This is a genomic window from Chitinophaga sp. 22620 (assembly GCF_052044405.1).
GTDB lineage: Bacteria > Bacteroidota > Bacteroidia > Chitinophagales > Chitinophagaceae > Chitinophaga.
This window is the reverse complement of the sequence record NZ_JBQEMV010000003.1, coordinates 455,314-471,549: the sequence shown is the minus strand read 5'-3', so window position 1 is coordinate 471,549 and position 16,236 is coordinate 455,314. Positions and strand designations below refer to the sequence as shown.

General features: G+C 54.2%; 13 protein-coding genes and 1 riboswitch. Of the genes, 11 read left to right on the top strand and 2 right to left on the bottom strand.

Features of this window, described 5'->3' with window-relative positions:
* The first annotated feature begins 7 nt into the window (after nt 1-7).
* A riboswitch (Fluoride riboswitch) is annotated at nt 8-74 on the top strand.
* A gap of 34 nt (nt 75-108) precedes the next feature.
* The 3 genes from ACTJIK_RS17305 (at nt 109) to ACTJIK_RS17295 (ending at nt 2,723) form a co-directional block, all read left to right on the top strand.
* The gene (locus ACTJIK_RS17305; protein WP_440648349.1) at nt 109-1,374 is read left to right on the top strand and encodes a voltage-gated chloride channel family protein; all 1,266 of its coding nucleotides are present in this window, start codon (nt 109-111) and stop codon (nt 1,372-1,374) included.
* 98 nt (nt 1,375-1,472) lie between these two features.
* Nucleotides 1,473-1,937 (top strand): glycine zipper domain-containing protein, encoded by a 465-nt coding sequence (locus tag ACTJIK_RS17300; RefSeq protein WP_440648347.1) that lies wholly within the window; start codon nt 1,473-1,475, stop codon nt 1,935-1,937.
* Between the two features lie 177 nt (nt 1,938-2,114).
* Nucleotides 2,115-2,723: a hypothetical protein gene (locus ACTJIK_RS17295; RefSeq protein ID WP_440648345.1), complete on the top strand. Its 609-nt coding sequence runs from the start codon at nt 2,115-2,117 to the stop codon at nt 2,721-2,723.
* Between the two features lie 70 nt (nt 2,724-2,793).
* On the opposite strand, the gene ACTJIK_RS17290 is transcribed toward ACTJIK_RS17295, so the two are convergent.
* Nucleotides 2,794-3,900 (bottom strand): glycoside hydrolase family protein, encoded by a 1,107-nt coding sequence (locus ACTJIK_RS17290; RefSeq protein WP_440648343.1) that lies wholly within the window; start codon nt 3,898-3,900, stop codon nt 2,794-2,796.
* A 52-nt stretch (nt 3,901-3,952) separates the two neighbouring features.
* The gene (locus tag ACTJIK_RS17285) at nt 3,953-4,387 is read right to left on the bottom strand and encodes an SRPBCC family protein (protein ID WP_440648341.1); all 435 of its coding nucleotides are present in this window, start codon (nt 4,385-4,387) and stop codon (nt 3,953-3,955) included.
* 146 nt (nt 4,388-4,533) lie between these two features.
* Between ACTJIK_RS17285 and ACTJIK_RS17280 the strand changes: the two genes are divergently transcribed.
* From ACTJIK_RS17280 to ACTJIK_RS17245, 8 genes are all read left to right on the top strand, one after another.
* The gene (locus ACTJIK_RS17280) at nt 4,534-5,352 is read left to right on the top strand and encodes an SDR family oxidoreductase (protein WP_440648339.1); all 819 of its coding nucleotides are present in this window, start codon (nt 4,534-4,536) and stop codon (nt 5,350-5,352) included.
* Nucleotides 5,353-5,487: 135 nt separating this feature from the next.
* On the top strand, nt 5,488-6,048 hold the full coding sequence (locus tag ACTJIK_RS17275) for an RNA polymerase sigma-70 factor (RefSeq protein WP_440648337.1): 561 nt from the start codon (nt 5,488-5,490) through the stop codon (nt 6,046-6,048).
* A 61-nt stretch (nt 6,049-6,109) separates the two neighbouring features.
* Nucleotides 6,110-7,009 carry a FecR family protein gene (locus tag ACTJIK_RS17270; protein ID WP_440648335.1) on the top strand — a complete coding sequence of 300 codons (900 nt, stop codon included), beginning with the start codon at nt 6,110-6,112 and terminating at the stop codon, nt 7,007-7,009.
* 107 nt (nt 7,010-7,116) lie between these two features.
* Entirely contained in the window at nt 7,117-10,509 is a 3,393-nt protein-coding gene (locus ACTJIK_RS17265) for a TonB-dependent receptor (RefSeq protein WP_440648333.1), read from the top strand.
* Nucleotides 10,510-10,529: 20 nt separating this feature from the next.
* Nucleotides 10,530-12,395 carry a RagB/SusD family nutrient uptake outer membrane protein gene (locus ACTJIK_RS17260; RefSeq protein WP_440648331.1) on the top strand — a complete coding sequence of 622 codons (1,866 nt, stop codon included), beginning with the start codon at nt 10,530-10,532 and terminating at the stop codon, nt 12,393-12,395.
* A gap of 256 nt (nt 12,396-12,651) precedes the next feature.
* Complete coding sequence (gene leuC, locus ACTJIK_RS17255; protein WP_440648329.1) at nt 12,652-14,055, top strand: 3-isopropylmalate dehydratase large subunit; 1,404 nt, start codon at nt 12,652-12,654, stop codon at nt 14,053-14,055.
* Nucleotides 14,056-14,093: 38 nt separating this feature from the next.
* Nucleotides 14,094-14,690: a 3-isopropylmalate dehydratase small subunit gene (gene leuD / locus ACTJIK_RS17250; protein ID WP_440648327.1), complete on the top strand. Its 597-nt coding sequence runs from the start codon at nt 14,094-14,096 to the stop codon at nt 14,688-14,690.
* A gap of 2 nt (nt 14,691-14,692) precedes the next feature.
* Nucleotides 14,693-16,216 carry an alpha-isopropylmalate synthase regulatory domain-containing protein gene (locus ACTJIK_RS17245; RefSeq protein WP_440648325.1) on the top strand — a complete coding sequence of 508 codons (1,524 nt, stop codon included), beginning with the start codon at nt 14,693-14,695 and terminating at the stop codon, nt 16,214-16,216.
* Nucleotides 16,217-16,236 lie beyond the last annotated feature (20 nt).

Sequence of the window (16,236 nt, the reverse complement as noted above, 5' to 3'; positions counted from 1 at the left end):
CTTACCGTCTCAAACAGGAAATGGTGTCTTCCTGACCCAACCGCTCTAAACAAGCTGATGGCGCCTGCAAATTCTACGGCTCATGCCGGTGAACAGTTATTTGTAGGTATGAAAAATCTCCTCCGCAACTTCGAACAAATCTTTGTAGCAAAACATCTGCTCTTCTGGACGCTGATAGCCATCCCGGTATCGCTGGCCGCGGGTTCCGCAGTCGCTTTATTTCTCTGGCTGCTGGACCTTGTGACCGTATTCCGCTGGCAGCATGAATGGCTGCTGTACCTGCTGCCGCTGGCGGGTGTGGGCATTCATTTTATGTACAGGCTCGCAGGGAAAAATGCTGAGGCGGGCAATAACCTCATCATGGATGAGATCCATCAGCCGGGCGGCGGCGTGCCGGCACGGATGGCGCCGCTGGTGCTGGTTACCACCCTTGTTACACACCTGTTTGGCGGCTCGGCGGGCAGGGAAGGCACTGCGGTGCAGATGGGCGGCAGCCTTGCGCAATTGCTCGGCCGGTGGTTCAGGCTGAAGCCGGAAGATATCCGTGTCATTCTCATGATGGGCATTGCAGCGGGGTTTGGCGCAGTGTTCGGCACACCGCTCACCGGCGCCGTGTTTGCGCTGGAAGTGCTGGCCATCGGCCGCATCAAATACAACGCATTGCTGCCCTGCCTCATGGCCAGCCTGTTTGCGGACATCGTTTGCAGTGCCTGGGGCATTCATCATACGCATTACGATATCCAATTCTCCGCCCCGCTGGATTACCTGCTGCTCCTGAAAGTGATCGTTGCCGGTGTAGCTTTCGGCCTGGCAGGCAACCTGTTCGCCACCGCCACCCACCAGGTGAAAAAGCTGGGTAACAGCGTTTTTAAAACTCGGCAATGGCTGATGCCTGTGGCAGGCGGCTTCATGGTTATCTTGCTTTTTTTTATGGCGGGAACGGGCGATTACCTCGGCCTGGGCGTTACGTCCAAAGACCCCGGGGGCATATCCATCGTCAACGCTTTCCGCCCGCAGGGCGTAACGGACTGGAGCTGGTTATGGAAACTGGTATTTACGGCCGTTACCCTCGGCATGGGCTTCAAAGGGGGAGAAGTGACGCCGCTGTTCTTCATCGGCGCTGCGCTCGGTCATACCATCGCGGTGTATACCGGCGCCCCGGTGGATCTCTTCGCCGGCCTTGGGTTCATTGCCGTTTTCGCGGGCGCTACCAACACGCCGATCGCCTGCACGCTCATGGGCGTTGAATTATTCGGCCCCGATCATGTGCTGTATTTTGCGGTGGCTTGTTTTACAGCCTATTATTTCAGCGGTCATTCCGGCATTTATGCGTCCCAGCGTAAGGTTGTTTCGAAGCTGGGAGAGGAAGCGTAATGTATTGAATGCCAATCGATGGCAATGCTATTGGGCTTGATTGGCACAGTTTTCGCAATACCCTGCCCGGAAATAGTCCAATCAAAAAATCTTCGATCATGAAACAGTTATTAGCGGCAGCAGCGATCAGTGTATCACTCTTCGCCTGCCAGAGCAGGGCGGATAATGCAGCCGCCATCCAGGCGGCACGTAAAGCAGCCATCGATTCAATGAATACCGTGAACCAGGTGAATATGGCCAGGCAGCATGTGATCGACTCCATGAAAGCAGTAAATGCCAAAGCCACCCGTGTGCGCAGCAATGCTTCTTCCGCAGGGAACGATGTTGCAGCGGCGCCTGTGAACAATACAACCGCCACGCCGGCCGCACCGGCTAAAAAAGGCTGGAGCCATACCGCCAAGGGCGCGGTAGTAGGTGCAGGCGCGGGAGCCATTACCGGCGCTATCGTGAATAAGGACCGCCTGAAAGGCGCCGCCATCGGTACGATCATCGGTGCGGGCGTGGGTGCGGGCACCGGCGCGATCGTTGATCACCAGAAGAAAAAAAGACAATCCGCCCAGTAACCACTGCGGCTTCATATAAAAAAGCGGGCGCTTCGTAAGGAGCGCCCGCTTTTTGTTTTAATGATTGTCGTCGCGGCTCCTGCACACCCTCCCCGCAATGACGGTCTTTCGCAATGTTGGCGCGCCCTGTTACCTGGTACGGGGCATTATTGGCACGCTATTTTCGGCAGTAAGGGTATGAAAATATCTTCTTTTCGTATAGCCCTGGCCTTTTGCGCCTTATCAGCCTGCGCGCAGCCTTCATCGCAAAAAGCGGCGCGGGAAGATTCCGTTCGGCAGGCAGCTGCGCCCGCCGCACCCGAAGCCCTGCTGACGCCCGGCGAAAGCGCCGGGAAATTCAGGCTTGGCCAGGATATGGATTCCATCTTCGCGCTGCTGGGCAAGCCTGACGATGGCGATGCCGCGATGGGCAAAGCCTGGGGCATCTGGCATGGTGTGGATACCATTGCGGTGTATTCCACTTATGCAGACAGTAACATGAACCGCCGCACTGCCCGCCAGATCGTGGTTTCAGGAGAAGATTACCGCACGGGGAACGGCATCGGCCGCAACACGCCGCTGAAAACCATCCGCGAAAGTTTTCCAGCCCTGCAACCCGCCGCCACCTACGTGAGCGATACCAACGACACGCTTTGGGTATACGACGAACAAGCCGCCGGCATTGCCTTCGATATCCGGAAAAAGGACGGGCAGCTGCTTTGCAGCGCCGTAACGATACACAACAGGCAGGAACCGGTGACGGCCACCTACCTCACTATTCACGCTGGTTGGAAGAAGCTGCCTTAGCAGAATAGATATGAGGTTTGCAAAATTTCGACAACGGTAAACTCCTGAAAAAATGAGCTGAGCAGGTTTCTCAGTGCTTCAACGGAACTACCATGTTCCAGGTCTTATCCACCTGGTAAGGCTTTGGCCCGGAGCCCGTTGCGGCGAACAGGTGTGTGGGTTTCCCGTTTTCGAACAGGAGGAAAGGTCTTTCGAAATTGGCCTGTTTGGTGGTGGTGCCGTCGTTCCAGCGGATGAGGCGGGAATAGGCTTTCACGGGATCGGAAAGTTTCCAGTCCACCCCGTTTTTGGATGTAGCATGAATGCCGCCACCTTCTTCTCCGCAAATATGACCGAAGCGGTCTTTCATGATCAGCTCATAATGATCGCCGGCATACCATACAAACGGGTCTTCCACATCATTATCCATTTTGTTCTTGCTATGGAATGAAAATACTGGAGCGTCTGAAAGCCTTTCGTACGGCCCTTTGTAGCTGTTTCTGCTCATGGCCGCGCCCAGCAGCAGGGGCGGGTCGTAGTTCTTTGAAGAGGACTTATACATCAGGTAAATGCTGCCGTCAGGCAATGCTACGGGAGAGGGGTTGGAGGTGATGGAGGCATCCCACCTGCCGGGGCGCGGTTCGATCACGGGGCGGTCCATTCTTTTCCATGGCCCGTATACGGAGTCTGCAACGGCCACGCCTGCACGTTTATTCATCCAGGCGCGCTGGGCACGGCCGTCCGCCCACACATCTTCGCGGTTATCCGGAACGGGAAAATCGTATACGGTGCCCATGTAATAAAGCAGGTATTGTTTGCCGTATTGCAGTATCCTTGGGTTATGCGTTGTATACCCATCAAAAAAACCTTTGCCGCGCGCGGGCAGCACTACTTCTTCGAAAGTATAAGGCCCTTCGGGCGTATCGGAAACGGCGCGCACGATCTGCGAATTGGTGACCCAGTTGCCAAAACCCAGCTCTTTGGACCAGCGGGAGGCAAACATATGATAACGCCCGTCTTCTCCCTTCACCACGCTCGGATCCCACACCCAGTACCCGTCCATCATAAAACCGCCGTTCACCGGCGCGGGCAGTATCTTGTCTGCAAACGCGCCTTCCTGCCTGAACGCGGCGGCAGTGGAGATAGCAGGCAACAGCAGCCCTGCGGACAATGTGCGGATAAAATCCCTTCTTTCCATATCAGCCAATATAGCAACCAGGGATGGTATTTACAAACATGGCGGGCAGTGATCAGTTTTCGGAGAGCTGTTTCACCGTGTTCAGCGCTTTGGGCCACATCTCGCTGAACATTTCAATGAATTCGTCCTGCATATCGGTATAGATATGTAGCTCTGTTTTTCCGCCGGCGTTTTTGAGCGTGTAGGTTTCTTTTGCGCCGCCCCAGCCTCCCGCTTCGGCGGGTGAATAATCTTCCTCGCCTTTCATAAGGGTGCCTTCGTGGGTGATCTCCATGTATTCGTTGGGAATAACGTCTGTGATGCTGGAAATCATGCCTTCGCCGTTACTGTCAACGAAACGGGCCTTGCTGCCCTTTTTCCAGTCTGTTTCGGCGCGGCCTTCGCCGAAAGCGCGGGCCCATTCAGTGTAAGTATCCTTGCCCCATAAGACCTGCCATACTTTTTCACGGGGCGCGTCGATGGTGATGCTGAAGGTGAGATGTTTCATAATCGTAGTTTGATTGTGCTACAAAGTTGACGTACTTTTTTGAAACATACAGGGTCTGATCGTGACAAATAACAGGGGGATTTTGTCATTGCTGTTGCAGGATTTATTTGTCGTAAATTGCTGTTGAACACCAAAACGACCCGTACATGCAGTTTAAGAACCGTACTATTTTTATCACCGGCGCCAGCAGGGGCATCGGCGAGGCGATTGCGCTGAAACTGGCTGCCGAAGGCGCCAATATTGTGATCGCGGCCAAGAGCGTCGTGGAAGACCCGAGGCTGGGAGGTACTATCTATTCTGCCGCCAAAGCGGTGGAAGCAGCCGGCGGCAAAGCGCTGGCCGTGCAGGTGGATATCAGGGACGAAGCCCAGGTGGAAGCAGCCGTTCAGCAGGCGGCGGATCATTTCGGGGGGATCGATATCCTGATCAACAATGCTTCGGCCATCCAGCTCACAAATACGGAACAAACGCCCGCCAAACGTTTCGACCTGATGTACGACATCAATGTGCGCGGTACTTTCCTCGTTACGCAGCACTGCATTCCTTTCCTGAAAAAAGGGATCAACGCCCACATCCTCACGCTTTCCCCGCCGGTGAACCTGGCCCCGCAATGGCTGGGCGCGCACGCGGCTTATACGGTGAGCAAATACAGCATGAGCATGTTCACGCTGGGCTGGGCTGAGGAGCTGAAGGCCGCGGGCGTTGCCGCCAATTCGTTATGGCCCGCCACCACCATCGCCACTGCGGCAGTGCGCAACCTGCTGGGCGGTGAAGCGCTGGTGAATATGAGCCGCAAGCCGGATATTGTTGCGGACGCTGCATTCCATATCCTGAAGCGCGCGTCTGCCTCCTGCACGGGCAATAATTTTACAGATGAAGAAGTGCTGCGGTCCGAAGGGATCACCGACTTCGCCAGTTATGCGGTGGTGGCCGGCGGCAGGCTGCAGCCGGACCTGTTCCTGTAAAACCCATTAAACTGGCCGGGTAATTTTCTTTCCGGCCTTAAATTTTGGATAATGCCAAATTAATTATAATTTAATCTCGCGTAAGAGCCGCTTCACCTGGCTTTATGCCCACGCAATGAAATACCAACACCATTTATGAGAACTGAAGAAGCTGCGTTCCATTCAGACGATGAGCTGGTCGCCATGATCAGACAGGATGACGCCGGCGCCTTCGAGGCTGTATATAATAAATACGCGTCGCAGCTCTTTCATGCGGCCAACGCCATCCTGAAAGACCGCGAGGCCTGCGAGGACATCATCCAGGAACTGTTCACTGACCTCTGGATCAAACGGCAGCGCCTCAACATTCATAACCTCAAAGCATACCTTTTTGCCGCCGCCAGGAACAATGTGCTCATGACCATCCGCTCCGGGAAGATAAAGATCGATATCTCGGAACTGGAACAGCTCGTGGCGCAAAGCACCGCGTCAGACGGGATCAACGAAAAAGAACTGCAGCAATGCATAGACCGGAACGTGGCCATGCTTCCCCAGAAATGCCGCACCATTTTTATCCTCAGCCGGGAGGAAAAGCTCTCCCACAAAGAGATCGCCAGCCAGCTTAATATCTCCAGCAAAACAGTCGAAAACCAGATGACCATCGCCCTGAAACGGCTGAAATCCTCGCTTGGGGACTTCATGTTCTTCTTTCTCTGAAATTTTTTTTATGCTCCTTTGGGGGATAGGACTGTTTCCTGCATCTTAACGTATATCGGTAATGAAAAAAAGAAGATCCATAAGAAAAAAGGATGACGGCAGGCTGGAAGACCTGGTCGGCCGGTATTTCAGGAAGGCAGAAGAATCCGGCGTTGAAGACAGCGGCGATTTTGACAGCGAAGGCGTTTTCAGTCGCATCGGCAGCAACATATCAGCGAAAAGAAGACAGGTAAGGATATTCTGGGCGGCGGCAGCCGGCATTCTCCTTTTGCTGGGCGTAACCGCTTTGTGGCGGTACCCGGCGAAAAACGACCCGGTAGCAATGATGACGGAACGGGCCGCCGGCCCCGGGCGCGTTTTGCAGGTACAGCTCGAAGACGGCACAGCCGTGTGGCTCAATGCCGGCAGTAAATTGCGCTATCAGGCCGGTTTTGCGGCAGACAGGCGGGAGGTTTTCATCGAAGGCGAAGCTTATCTTGAAGTAAGCAAGGATGCCAAAAGACCTTTCCTTGTGCGAACGGGGAATGTCGTTACGCGGGTGCTGGGCACCTCGTTCAACGTAGCGGCCTATCCGGAAGACACACTGGTGGAAGTTACGGTATTGACCGGGAAAGTAGGCCTGGGCAACACGCCGCTTTCTCCCGGGCAGCAGGCCGCCTGCAGCCAGGATGGAAAAATAGTTGCATTCCGCGAAAATATAGACGCCGGGGAAGCTATCCGGTGGAAGGAACATAAAATGATCTACAGCGGCAAAAGATTGTCGCAGGTAGCAGCGTCACTGGAAAGGTGGTATGGCGTAGAGATCAGGCCGGACGCACATCTTGCCGGCTGTACCATCTCTGCGGACTTCACCGGCGCGCCGGTGGAAAGCGTTGTGGCCGTACTGGCGCAGCTTGTCAACGGCAAGGTTGTCCGCAACGCCGGCGGCTACCGCATTACAGGGAAAGGATGCAGTGAATAAACCAAACGGAACTATGGAATCATAATATCAAAAGCAAAGACCGGGTAAATTCCACGACCCCGGCATGCCTGGAAAAATTTCTACGTACACTTTAATGTTTAAAAATTATGAAAGGATCTCTATCTGCGAAGAGTAGAGCATGCCCTCTTTTGTCCCGTGCCACCGCCTGCCGGGCATTCACAGGCGCATTGATATTACTGGCTTTTTTACTGATGCAGGCAAGCGGCGTATCCGCCCAGGACGTCCTGGGAAGAGGCGTTACCATTACACTGAAAGACAAGCCGCTGGATGAGGCCTTGCAGGAAATATCCGCCGCATCGAAGGTCAAATTTGCTTACCCGGACAAATTGGTGAAGCAACAAAAGCTGATCACCCGCCGCTACGACAACGCCCGCCTGGAGCAGGTGCTGGACGATATGCTGAAAGAAAGCGGGCTGATGCACCAGGTGGTGGGCGATATCGTTGTCATCAAAAAAGCGCCGACCGCCACGGCGCCTGCCTCCGGGCAGGACAGGATCACCGCAAGGGGCATGGTTGCCGATTCTTCGGGCGCGCCGTTGTTCGGGGTTTCTGTAATGTTGAAGGGCAGCCCGTCCGTGGGCACGAGCACAAATGAAAGCGGCGCTTTCTCGCTGCAGGTGCCGGCTGACGCCACCCTTGTATTTTCCATGATAGGCTTTATCCCGCAGGAAGCGGCAGTGAAGGGAGACCAGCAGCTGCGCATCACGCTGAAAGAGAACAGGACGGGTTTGAACGAAGTGGTGGTGGTAGGGTTCGGTACACAGCGCAAAATTACATTGACGGGTTCCGTGGCTTCCATACAGACCAAAGAGCTGAAACAATCCGCAGTGTCCAATCTTTCCAGCGCGCTGGTTGGAAGATTGCCGGGCCTCATTGCCCGCCAGTCCAGCGGCGAGCCAGGCGCAAACGGCTCAGCCATCTGGCTGCGCGGCCAGTCCACCTATTCCGGCGGAAACGGGCCGCTGATCATGATCGATGGCGTGCCGCGCGACGGGTTCGAATTTATCGACCCCAACGAAGTAGAATCCATCACTATCCTGAAAGACGCTTCTTCCACGGCGGTATACGGCGTACGCGGCGCAAACGGCGTAGTGCTCGTTACCACCAAAAGAGGAACAGTAGGCAAACCTTCCGTGCAGTTCAACGTAGAATCCGCCATGAACAAGCCGACGCGCCTGCCGGAATATCTTAACTCCGTGGAATATTTCCGTTATTACCGCGCCGGGCTCGTCAACGACGGCCGTCTTGCGGAAGCGGAGAAATATACGGATGAATATATCTCAAGGTACGACCGCAGCATAGACTGGCCGGCCGAACTGGAATACGAATACCTTTATCCGAATGTGGACTGGCTGGATTATATGCTGAAGGACCATTCCTGGCGCACTACCGCCAATGTCAACGTCCGCGGCGGCGCGCAGAAGTTCAAATACTTCGTATCCGGTTCCTATTTCACGGAAGATGGTATTTATAACCACGACAATGCTATTAAGGACTATAACATCCAGGCCAACGAAAAGCGGTTCAATTTCCGTTCGAACATAGACATGGAGATCAGCAAATGGTTCAAGGCCGAGCTGGGCCTTTCCACCATCGTCCGCTACCGCAACTATCCAACGCCTACAGCAAGCGATTACTTCGTTTCGCTGAAAACGACCGCTCCTTACGAGATGCCGGTATTCAATCCGGACGGTTCCATTGCGGAACCTGCACGCGGCAACAGCAATCCATATGCGCAGCTGACGCAGCGCGGTTATAAGCGGATGCTGAACTCGTACCTCCAGGGAACCGTAGGGTTTACCGCGGACCTGCGCTTTATCACACAGGGGCTCACCGCCCGTACCCGCTTCTCCTATGATGCGCTGAGCAACGGTGGTTTTGAACGCTCGAAGAACTACTGGTCTTTTTTATACCAGGGGAATGGCAGCTATGAACAGGTGAAGCAGGGGCAGGACTTCCTCAACTACGCCACGATGAACGATTACTGGCAAACGCAGATCAACCCTGAGTTCTATATTAACTATGACCGCCGCTTTGGTAAACATGACGTTTCCGCCATGGGCCTTTACAGGTTGAAGAACGAGTCCCGCAGGGCCGGGAATTTCGTGGATGCGCTGCCGAGAAGGGAACAGGGGCTGGTGGGCCGTTTAGCTTACGGGTACAACGAAAAATATTTCGCGGAAGTTAACTTCGGTTATAACGGCTCGGAAAATTTTATGACGGGCAGGCGTTTCGGTTTCTTTCCTTCCTTCTCGGCGGGATGGGTGATCAACCGCGAGGCCTTTATGGAAAACGTAAGATGGATCGACCTGCTGAAGGTCAGGCTCTCACACGGCAAGGTGGGCAACCAGGACCCCGGTACCCGCTTCGCTTATCAAAGCCAGTGGAACCTCTCCGCCGGCGGTTATAATTTCGGGACCGACTACCAGAACAGCATGCCGGGCGCGCTCGAAGGAAAGACCGGCAACCCGCTCACCTCCTGGGAAACCGCCCGGATGACCAACCTCGGCCTGGACTTCAATGTGAAGAACAGCCTGCTGTCGCTCACAGCGGATGTATTTTATGAAAAACGCAGCGGTATCTTCACCACTTCCTCTCGCATTACGTCCGCGCTGATGGGCATTCCCGACGGCAATCTCCCGACCCTCAACGCGGGCATGGTGGAGAACAGAGGTTTCGAGGTGGACCTGAAACACCAGAAAATGCTGGGCAGGCATTTTTCGTATTTCGTCCGCGGCAACTATACCTACGCACGCAACAAGATACTGGACTACCTGGAAGAACCCTCATCCGACCGCCCCTGGCAAACCCGCAAGGGCCGCACGCTCAATGATATCCTCACCTATGTGGCCACCGGGTATTTCCAGAGCCAGGATGAGATATCCAAAGCCCCGTCGCAGGCCTTCTTCGGCACGGTGCAACCCGGCGACATCCGTTATCTGGATGTGAATGGAGACGGTATCATTGATTCATACGACAGGACATTTATCGGCAAGGACTCAGAGCCCACCTCCATCATGGGCGCATCCACAGGCTTCTCTTACAAAGGGTTCGATTTCAGCGTGCTGTTCCAGGGCGGGTTCGGGAGATGGCTTTTCACGGACGGCTCTACCATGTTCGGCACCAATTACGAATTCAGGCAGGTGATGTATACCGTAGGCACCGATTACTGGACGCCGGAGCGTCCCAATGCGCAGTTCCCCAGGGCCATGAGCCAGAAAACGCCTAACAATACCGAGCGCAGCACGCATTACCTGCGCAATGGCAATTATGTAAGGCTCAAGAACATGGAGATCGGGTATTCCCTTCCCATACACCTGATCAAACGGCTCGGCATGGCAAACGTGCGCATATACGCCAATGGCAACAACCTTTATACCTGGGACAAAGTGAAGCTCTTTGACCCGGAAGAGAACTATGGATCTCCTTCCTATCCGCTCATGACGACCTATAATTTCGGTATCAACGTTGGATTTTAACCGCTTCGAAAAATTTCAGCATGCAAAAGTTAAAAGTATATATACTGATGATGCTGGCCGCCTCTCTGTTTGCGGCCTGCAACAAGTTCCTGGACGTGGTGCCCAGGGAGTTCCACCAGGAAGAAGATCTTTTCAAGGATATCCAGCAGGCCGAAAAAGAGGTGGCTGTGCTGTACAGCCGCCTGCCCTGGGATTTTAATGCGGACGATGGCGCCAATGGCACCGTGCTGTCCGCCGGCTCCGACGAAGCCTACCATAACTGGGACCAGAGCAATGCCCGTTTATACGAACAGGGAGCCTGGAACCCGCTCTCCAACCCGCTGGGCAATTACAACGGCATGTACGAGAATGTCCGCATTGCTTATCATTTCCTGGAGAATATCGATAAAGTGCCGGTGCTGGAAGCAAGTATCCGCGAGCAGTATGAAACCATCGTCATCCCCCGTTACAAGAACGAGGTCAAATTCCTGCTGGCGTTCTATTACTTCGAGCTGTTCAAGCGGTATGGCCCCGTTCCGATCGTGGACCGGTATTACCGCATAGCGGAAATGAACGAGTTGCTGAAGAAAGACCGCCGCCCGGTGAATGAGCTGGTGCAGTTCATTGTAAAGCTTTGTGACGAGGCCGCGCCGGGTTTGCCTTTGACATATGAAGCCGATCCCAATGAAGTGGGCCGTGTTACAAGAGGTGCGGCGCTGGCATTGAAGGCAAAGACGCTCTTATATGCGGCCAGCCCGCTGTTCAACGGGGGAGAAGTGGACGGGCAGCCCGTTAACGTGAACGGCCAGTCTGTAAAAAATACGCTGCTTGCCCTGAAGAACAGCGACGGAACACCCCTGTTCAACCAGCAATACGACGCCAATAAATGGAAACTGGCTGCCGATGCAGCTATGGAGGTGATCAACCTGGGGCAATACAACCTGCATCCCGTGCAGCAGGAGCTGTTTTACAAGAGGAACTTCACAGAAGTGATCTTTCATAAGCAGGGGAAGTCTTACGGCGCCTCCTGGGACAGGAACCTGATGCCGAATGGAACGGATTATGGCGCTTCCGGCTCGCTCAGCATGACGAATGCCATGATCAATTCCTATGAAATGGATAACGGCCTCCCGGTGGATGATCCCCATTCCGGCTATGATCCTGATATCTGGGTAGATACCACCATGCGCGTGTTCCGCGACAGGACCTGGAAAACGGCCAACGTGCGCATCCGCGGCATGTACCATCACCGCGATCCCCGTTTTTATACGGATGTATATTTCAACGGTATGCCGCTGCTGCACCGGAACGTGATCACTGAATTCGTGACCAACGCAGGGAGCAATAACGACGGTTGGGGCAACAAGACCGGGCAGAATACCCGTACGGGATATTACGTTCAGAAATGGGTGGATCCCACTCAGAACCCGAAAGACAGGCCTAACAGCAACATGCGCAATTTCCCGGTATTCAGGCTGGCCGATGTATACCTCTGGTATGCGGAAGCCATGAATGAATTCCTGCCGGCTCCCAACGGCGACGTCTATCATTACATCAACGAGGTGCGCAAACGCGTTAAAATGCCTGCGCTTCCTGTAGCCGGCAGGGCGGAAGACCTTACCAAACAAGGCATGCGCCGGCGGATCCACAATGAAAGGAAGATAGAGCTGGCAATGGAAGGGCACCGTTTCTTCGATACCCGGCGCTGGCTGATCGCGCATACGCCTGAATGTACCCAGCTGATGGGACTCAACATCAATGGCGGCGGCGCGGATTTCTACAAGCCGACGCCGGTGCGCACCGGGGCAAGAGTGTTTAATATTTACCACTACCTGATGCCGATACCCACCGTGGAGATCACCAAAGCTCCCGGCGTACTGGTGCAGAATTATGGTTGGGAACGATAAATACAAAAACGGAGATCGTGTAAAGAGGGCTGGTCCGGCAAAGCCGGTGCCGGCCCTTTTCCTTTTTGGGAAAAAGAACAGCTGTGTGACATTGTTTGAGTAATATTTTAATATGTACTGAAAATCAAACAGTTGAAAAATATATCCAAAATGCTTATACATGTTTTTTTACCCATTATTAGAAGAAGTCCATATAAAATGCATAAAATCTGGATAAAATTTAAGAATTTAGGGGTTACGTTTTAAAATATACAAAATGAGCCAAGTACCCGCTACCTTATTTGACAAAGTATGGGATTCGCATGTAGTCAGGAAGATTGAAGACGGACCTGATGTATTCTTTATCGACCGGCATTTTATTCACGAGGTGACCAGCCCGGTTGCTTTCCTGGGATTGGAAGGCCGCGGCGTGAAAGTGATGTTCCCTGAAAAGACATTTGCCACGGCAGACCACAATACGCCTACCATCAACCAGCATTTACCCGTACAGGACCCGCTTTCCGCCAACCAGCTGAAAGCCCTGGAAACCAATACTTCCAAATACGGCATTTCCCACTGGGGCCTCGGCAACCCGAAGAACGGTATCGTGCACGTGGTAGGGCCCGAGAACGGCATCACCCTGCCGGGCATGACCATCGTATGCGGTGACTCTCATACCTCCACCCATGGCGCATTTGGTGCGATCGCGTTCGGCATCGGCACTTCCGAAGTGGAAATGGTGCTGTCGTCTCAATGCATCATGCAGCCCAAGCCGAAGAAGATGCGTATTAAAGTGAACGGCAAGCTGGGCAAAGGTGTTACGCCCAAAGACGTGACCCTTTACATTATTTCCCGCCTTACCGCAGCAGGCGCTACCGGATACTTTGTAGAGTACGCCGGCGAAGTGTTTGAGAACATGAGCATGGAAGGCCGCATGACGGTTTGTAACATGAGCATCGAAATGGGTGCGCGCGGCGGCATCATTGCGCCGGACGAAACCACTTTCGCCTATATCAAAGGCCGCGAGAAAGCCCCGAAGGGCGCCGCCTGGGACAAGGCGCTCGCTTACTGGAAAACGCTCAGAACAGACGAAGGCGCCACATTCGACAAAGAATATGTATACAACGCCGCGGATATTGAGCCGATGATCACCTACGGCACCAATCCCGGTATGGGCATGGGCATCACCCAGCACATCCCCGCCGCGGAAGCAGGCGGCAGCAAAGCCAGCTACGAAAAATCCCTGCAATACATGGGGTTTGCCGAAGAAGAGCCGATGCTGGGCAAAAAAGTGGATTACGTTTTCATCGGCAGCTGCACCAACGGGCGCATCGAAGATTTCCGCGCATTTGCAGCCATCGTGAAAGGCCGTAAAAAAGCCGAGCACGTGACCGCCTGGATCGTTCCCGGTTCGCACATCGTGGAGCAGCAGATCAAAGACGAAGGCATACTGGACATCCTCACAGAAGCCGGCTTCCAGCTGCGCCAGCCCGGCTGTTCGGCCTGCCTGGCTATGAACGACGATAAAGTGCCCGCAGGCAAATATGCAGTGAGCACCAGCAACCGCAACTTCGAAGGAAGGCAGGGCCCCGGCTCCCGCACCATGCTGGCCAGTCCGCTGGTAGCGGCCGCAGCAGCGGTAACCGGTGTGGTGACCGACCCACGCACTCTTATGGCTTAATTCTGAACATTCAAAAAAAGACGCGAACAGCAAATACAATGGCTTACGATAAATTCACGGTATTAACGAGCACGGCAGTGCCTATGCCAATTGAAAATGTGGACACAGACCAGATCATTCCCGCCCGCTTCCTGAAAGCGACGGAACGCAAGGGTTTTGGCGATAACCTTTTCCGCGACTGGCGTTATAATGGAGACGATACGCCGAAGAAAGATTTCGTGCTGAACAATCCGATCTACTCCGGCAAGATCCTCGTGGCAGGCAAGAACTTCGGCAGCGGCAGCAGCCGTGAGCACGCCGCCTGGGCCATCTACGACTACGGTTTCCGCTGCGTGGTATCCAGCTTTTTTGCGGACATCTTTAAAAACAACTCGCTGAACATCGGCATCCTGCCGGTAACCGTGAGCCCCGCTTTCCTGGACAAGATATTCACCGCCATAGAAGCGGACCCGAAAGCGGAACTGACCGTGGACCTCGCAAAACAGTCCATCACCATTGCAGCTACCGGCGAAAGCGAATCTTTCGATATCAACAGCTACAAAAAACATAACCTGATGAACGGCTTCGATGATATCGATTATCTCCAGGCCATGAAGGATGAGATACAGGCGTTTGCGGAAAAAAGTCTTTACTGATTATGTCAAAATCCCCACGTTATATAGAGGTGATGGATACCACGCTGCGCGACGGCGAACAAACCAGCGGGGTGTCTTTCTCGCCCCTGGAAAAGCTGACCATCGCGCAGCTGCTGCTTACCGAAGTGAAGGTGGACCGGATAGAGATCGCCTCCGCCCGTGTATCCGAGGGAGAATTTGCCGCCGTAAAAGGCATTACCAAGTGGGCCAAACAAAAAGGCCTGCTGCATAAAGTGGAAGTGCTCACCTTCGTGGACGGCGACGTGTCTGTACAATGGATGCAGAAAGCCGGCGCGAAAGTGATGAACCTGCTCACCAAAGGCTCGCTTAACCACCTCACGCACCAGCTCAAAAAGAAGCCCGAGCAGCACTTCGCGGAGATCGCGGCAGTGATCGCCCTGGCGAAGAAAAAAGGGCTGGAATGCAACGTGTATCTCGAAGACTGGAGCAACGGCATGCGCCATTCCCGCGAATACGTGTGGCAGTACCTGGATTTCCTGCAAACACAGCCGGTGAAGCGCATCATGCTGCCCGATACCCTGGGCGTGCTGATACCCTCCGAAGTATATGCATACATTTCCGAAACAGTGCAGCGCTACCCGCGGCTGCATTTCGATTTTCACGCCCATAACGATTACGACCTGGGCACCGCCAACGTACTGGAAGGCTTAAAGGCCGGCGCGCACGGCATTCACCTTACCATCAACGGTATGGGCGAACGCGCTGGCAACGCGCCGCTGGCAAGCGCCATTGCGGTGATGAACGATTTCCTGCCGAACCTCAAAACCGGCGTGGCGGAAAGCTCGCTCTACAGCGTGAGCAAGCTCGTGGAAACATTCTCCGGGTTCCGCATCCCGGCCAACAAGCCGGTGGTAGGGGAGAACGTGTTCACCCAAACGGCCGGCATACACGCGGATGGCGACAAAAAGAACAAGCTTTACTTCAGCGACCTGATGCCGGAACGTTTCGGCCGGCAGCGCAAATACGCGCTCGGTAAAACCAGCGGCAAGGCCAATATCGAGAACAACCTTGCACAACTGGGCATCCAGCTGTCAGAACCCGATCTCAAAAAGGTCACCCAGCGCATCATTGAGCTGGGCGACAAAAAAGAAGTGGTGACGCAGGCGGACCTTCCTTATATCATCTCCGATATTCTCGACAGCAATACCATCGAAGAGAAAGTGAAAATAGAGAACTACGTGCTGACCCATTCCAAAGCGCTCAAACCTTCCGTAACACTGCGCATGTCCATCAAAGGCGAGCAGTACGAAGAACATTCGCAGGGCGACGGGCAGTACGACGCTTTTGTGAACGCGCTCAAAAAAATATACAAAGCCCGTAAGCAGGAATTGCCCGTGCTGACGGACTATGCCGTGCGCATCCCGCCCGGCGGCAAAAGCGACGCGCTCTGCGAAACCATCATCACCTGGCGCTACAACAACCGCGAATTCAAAACCCGCGGGCTGGACAGCGATCAGACCGTGTCTGCCATCAAAGCGACGCAAAAAATGCTCAATCTCATCTAGGAACTCATTACCATCCACAA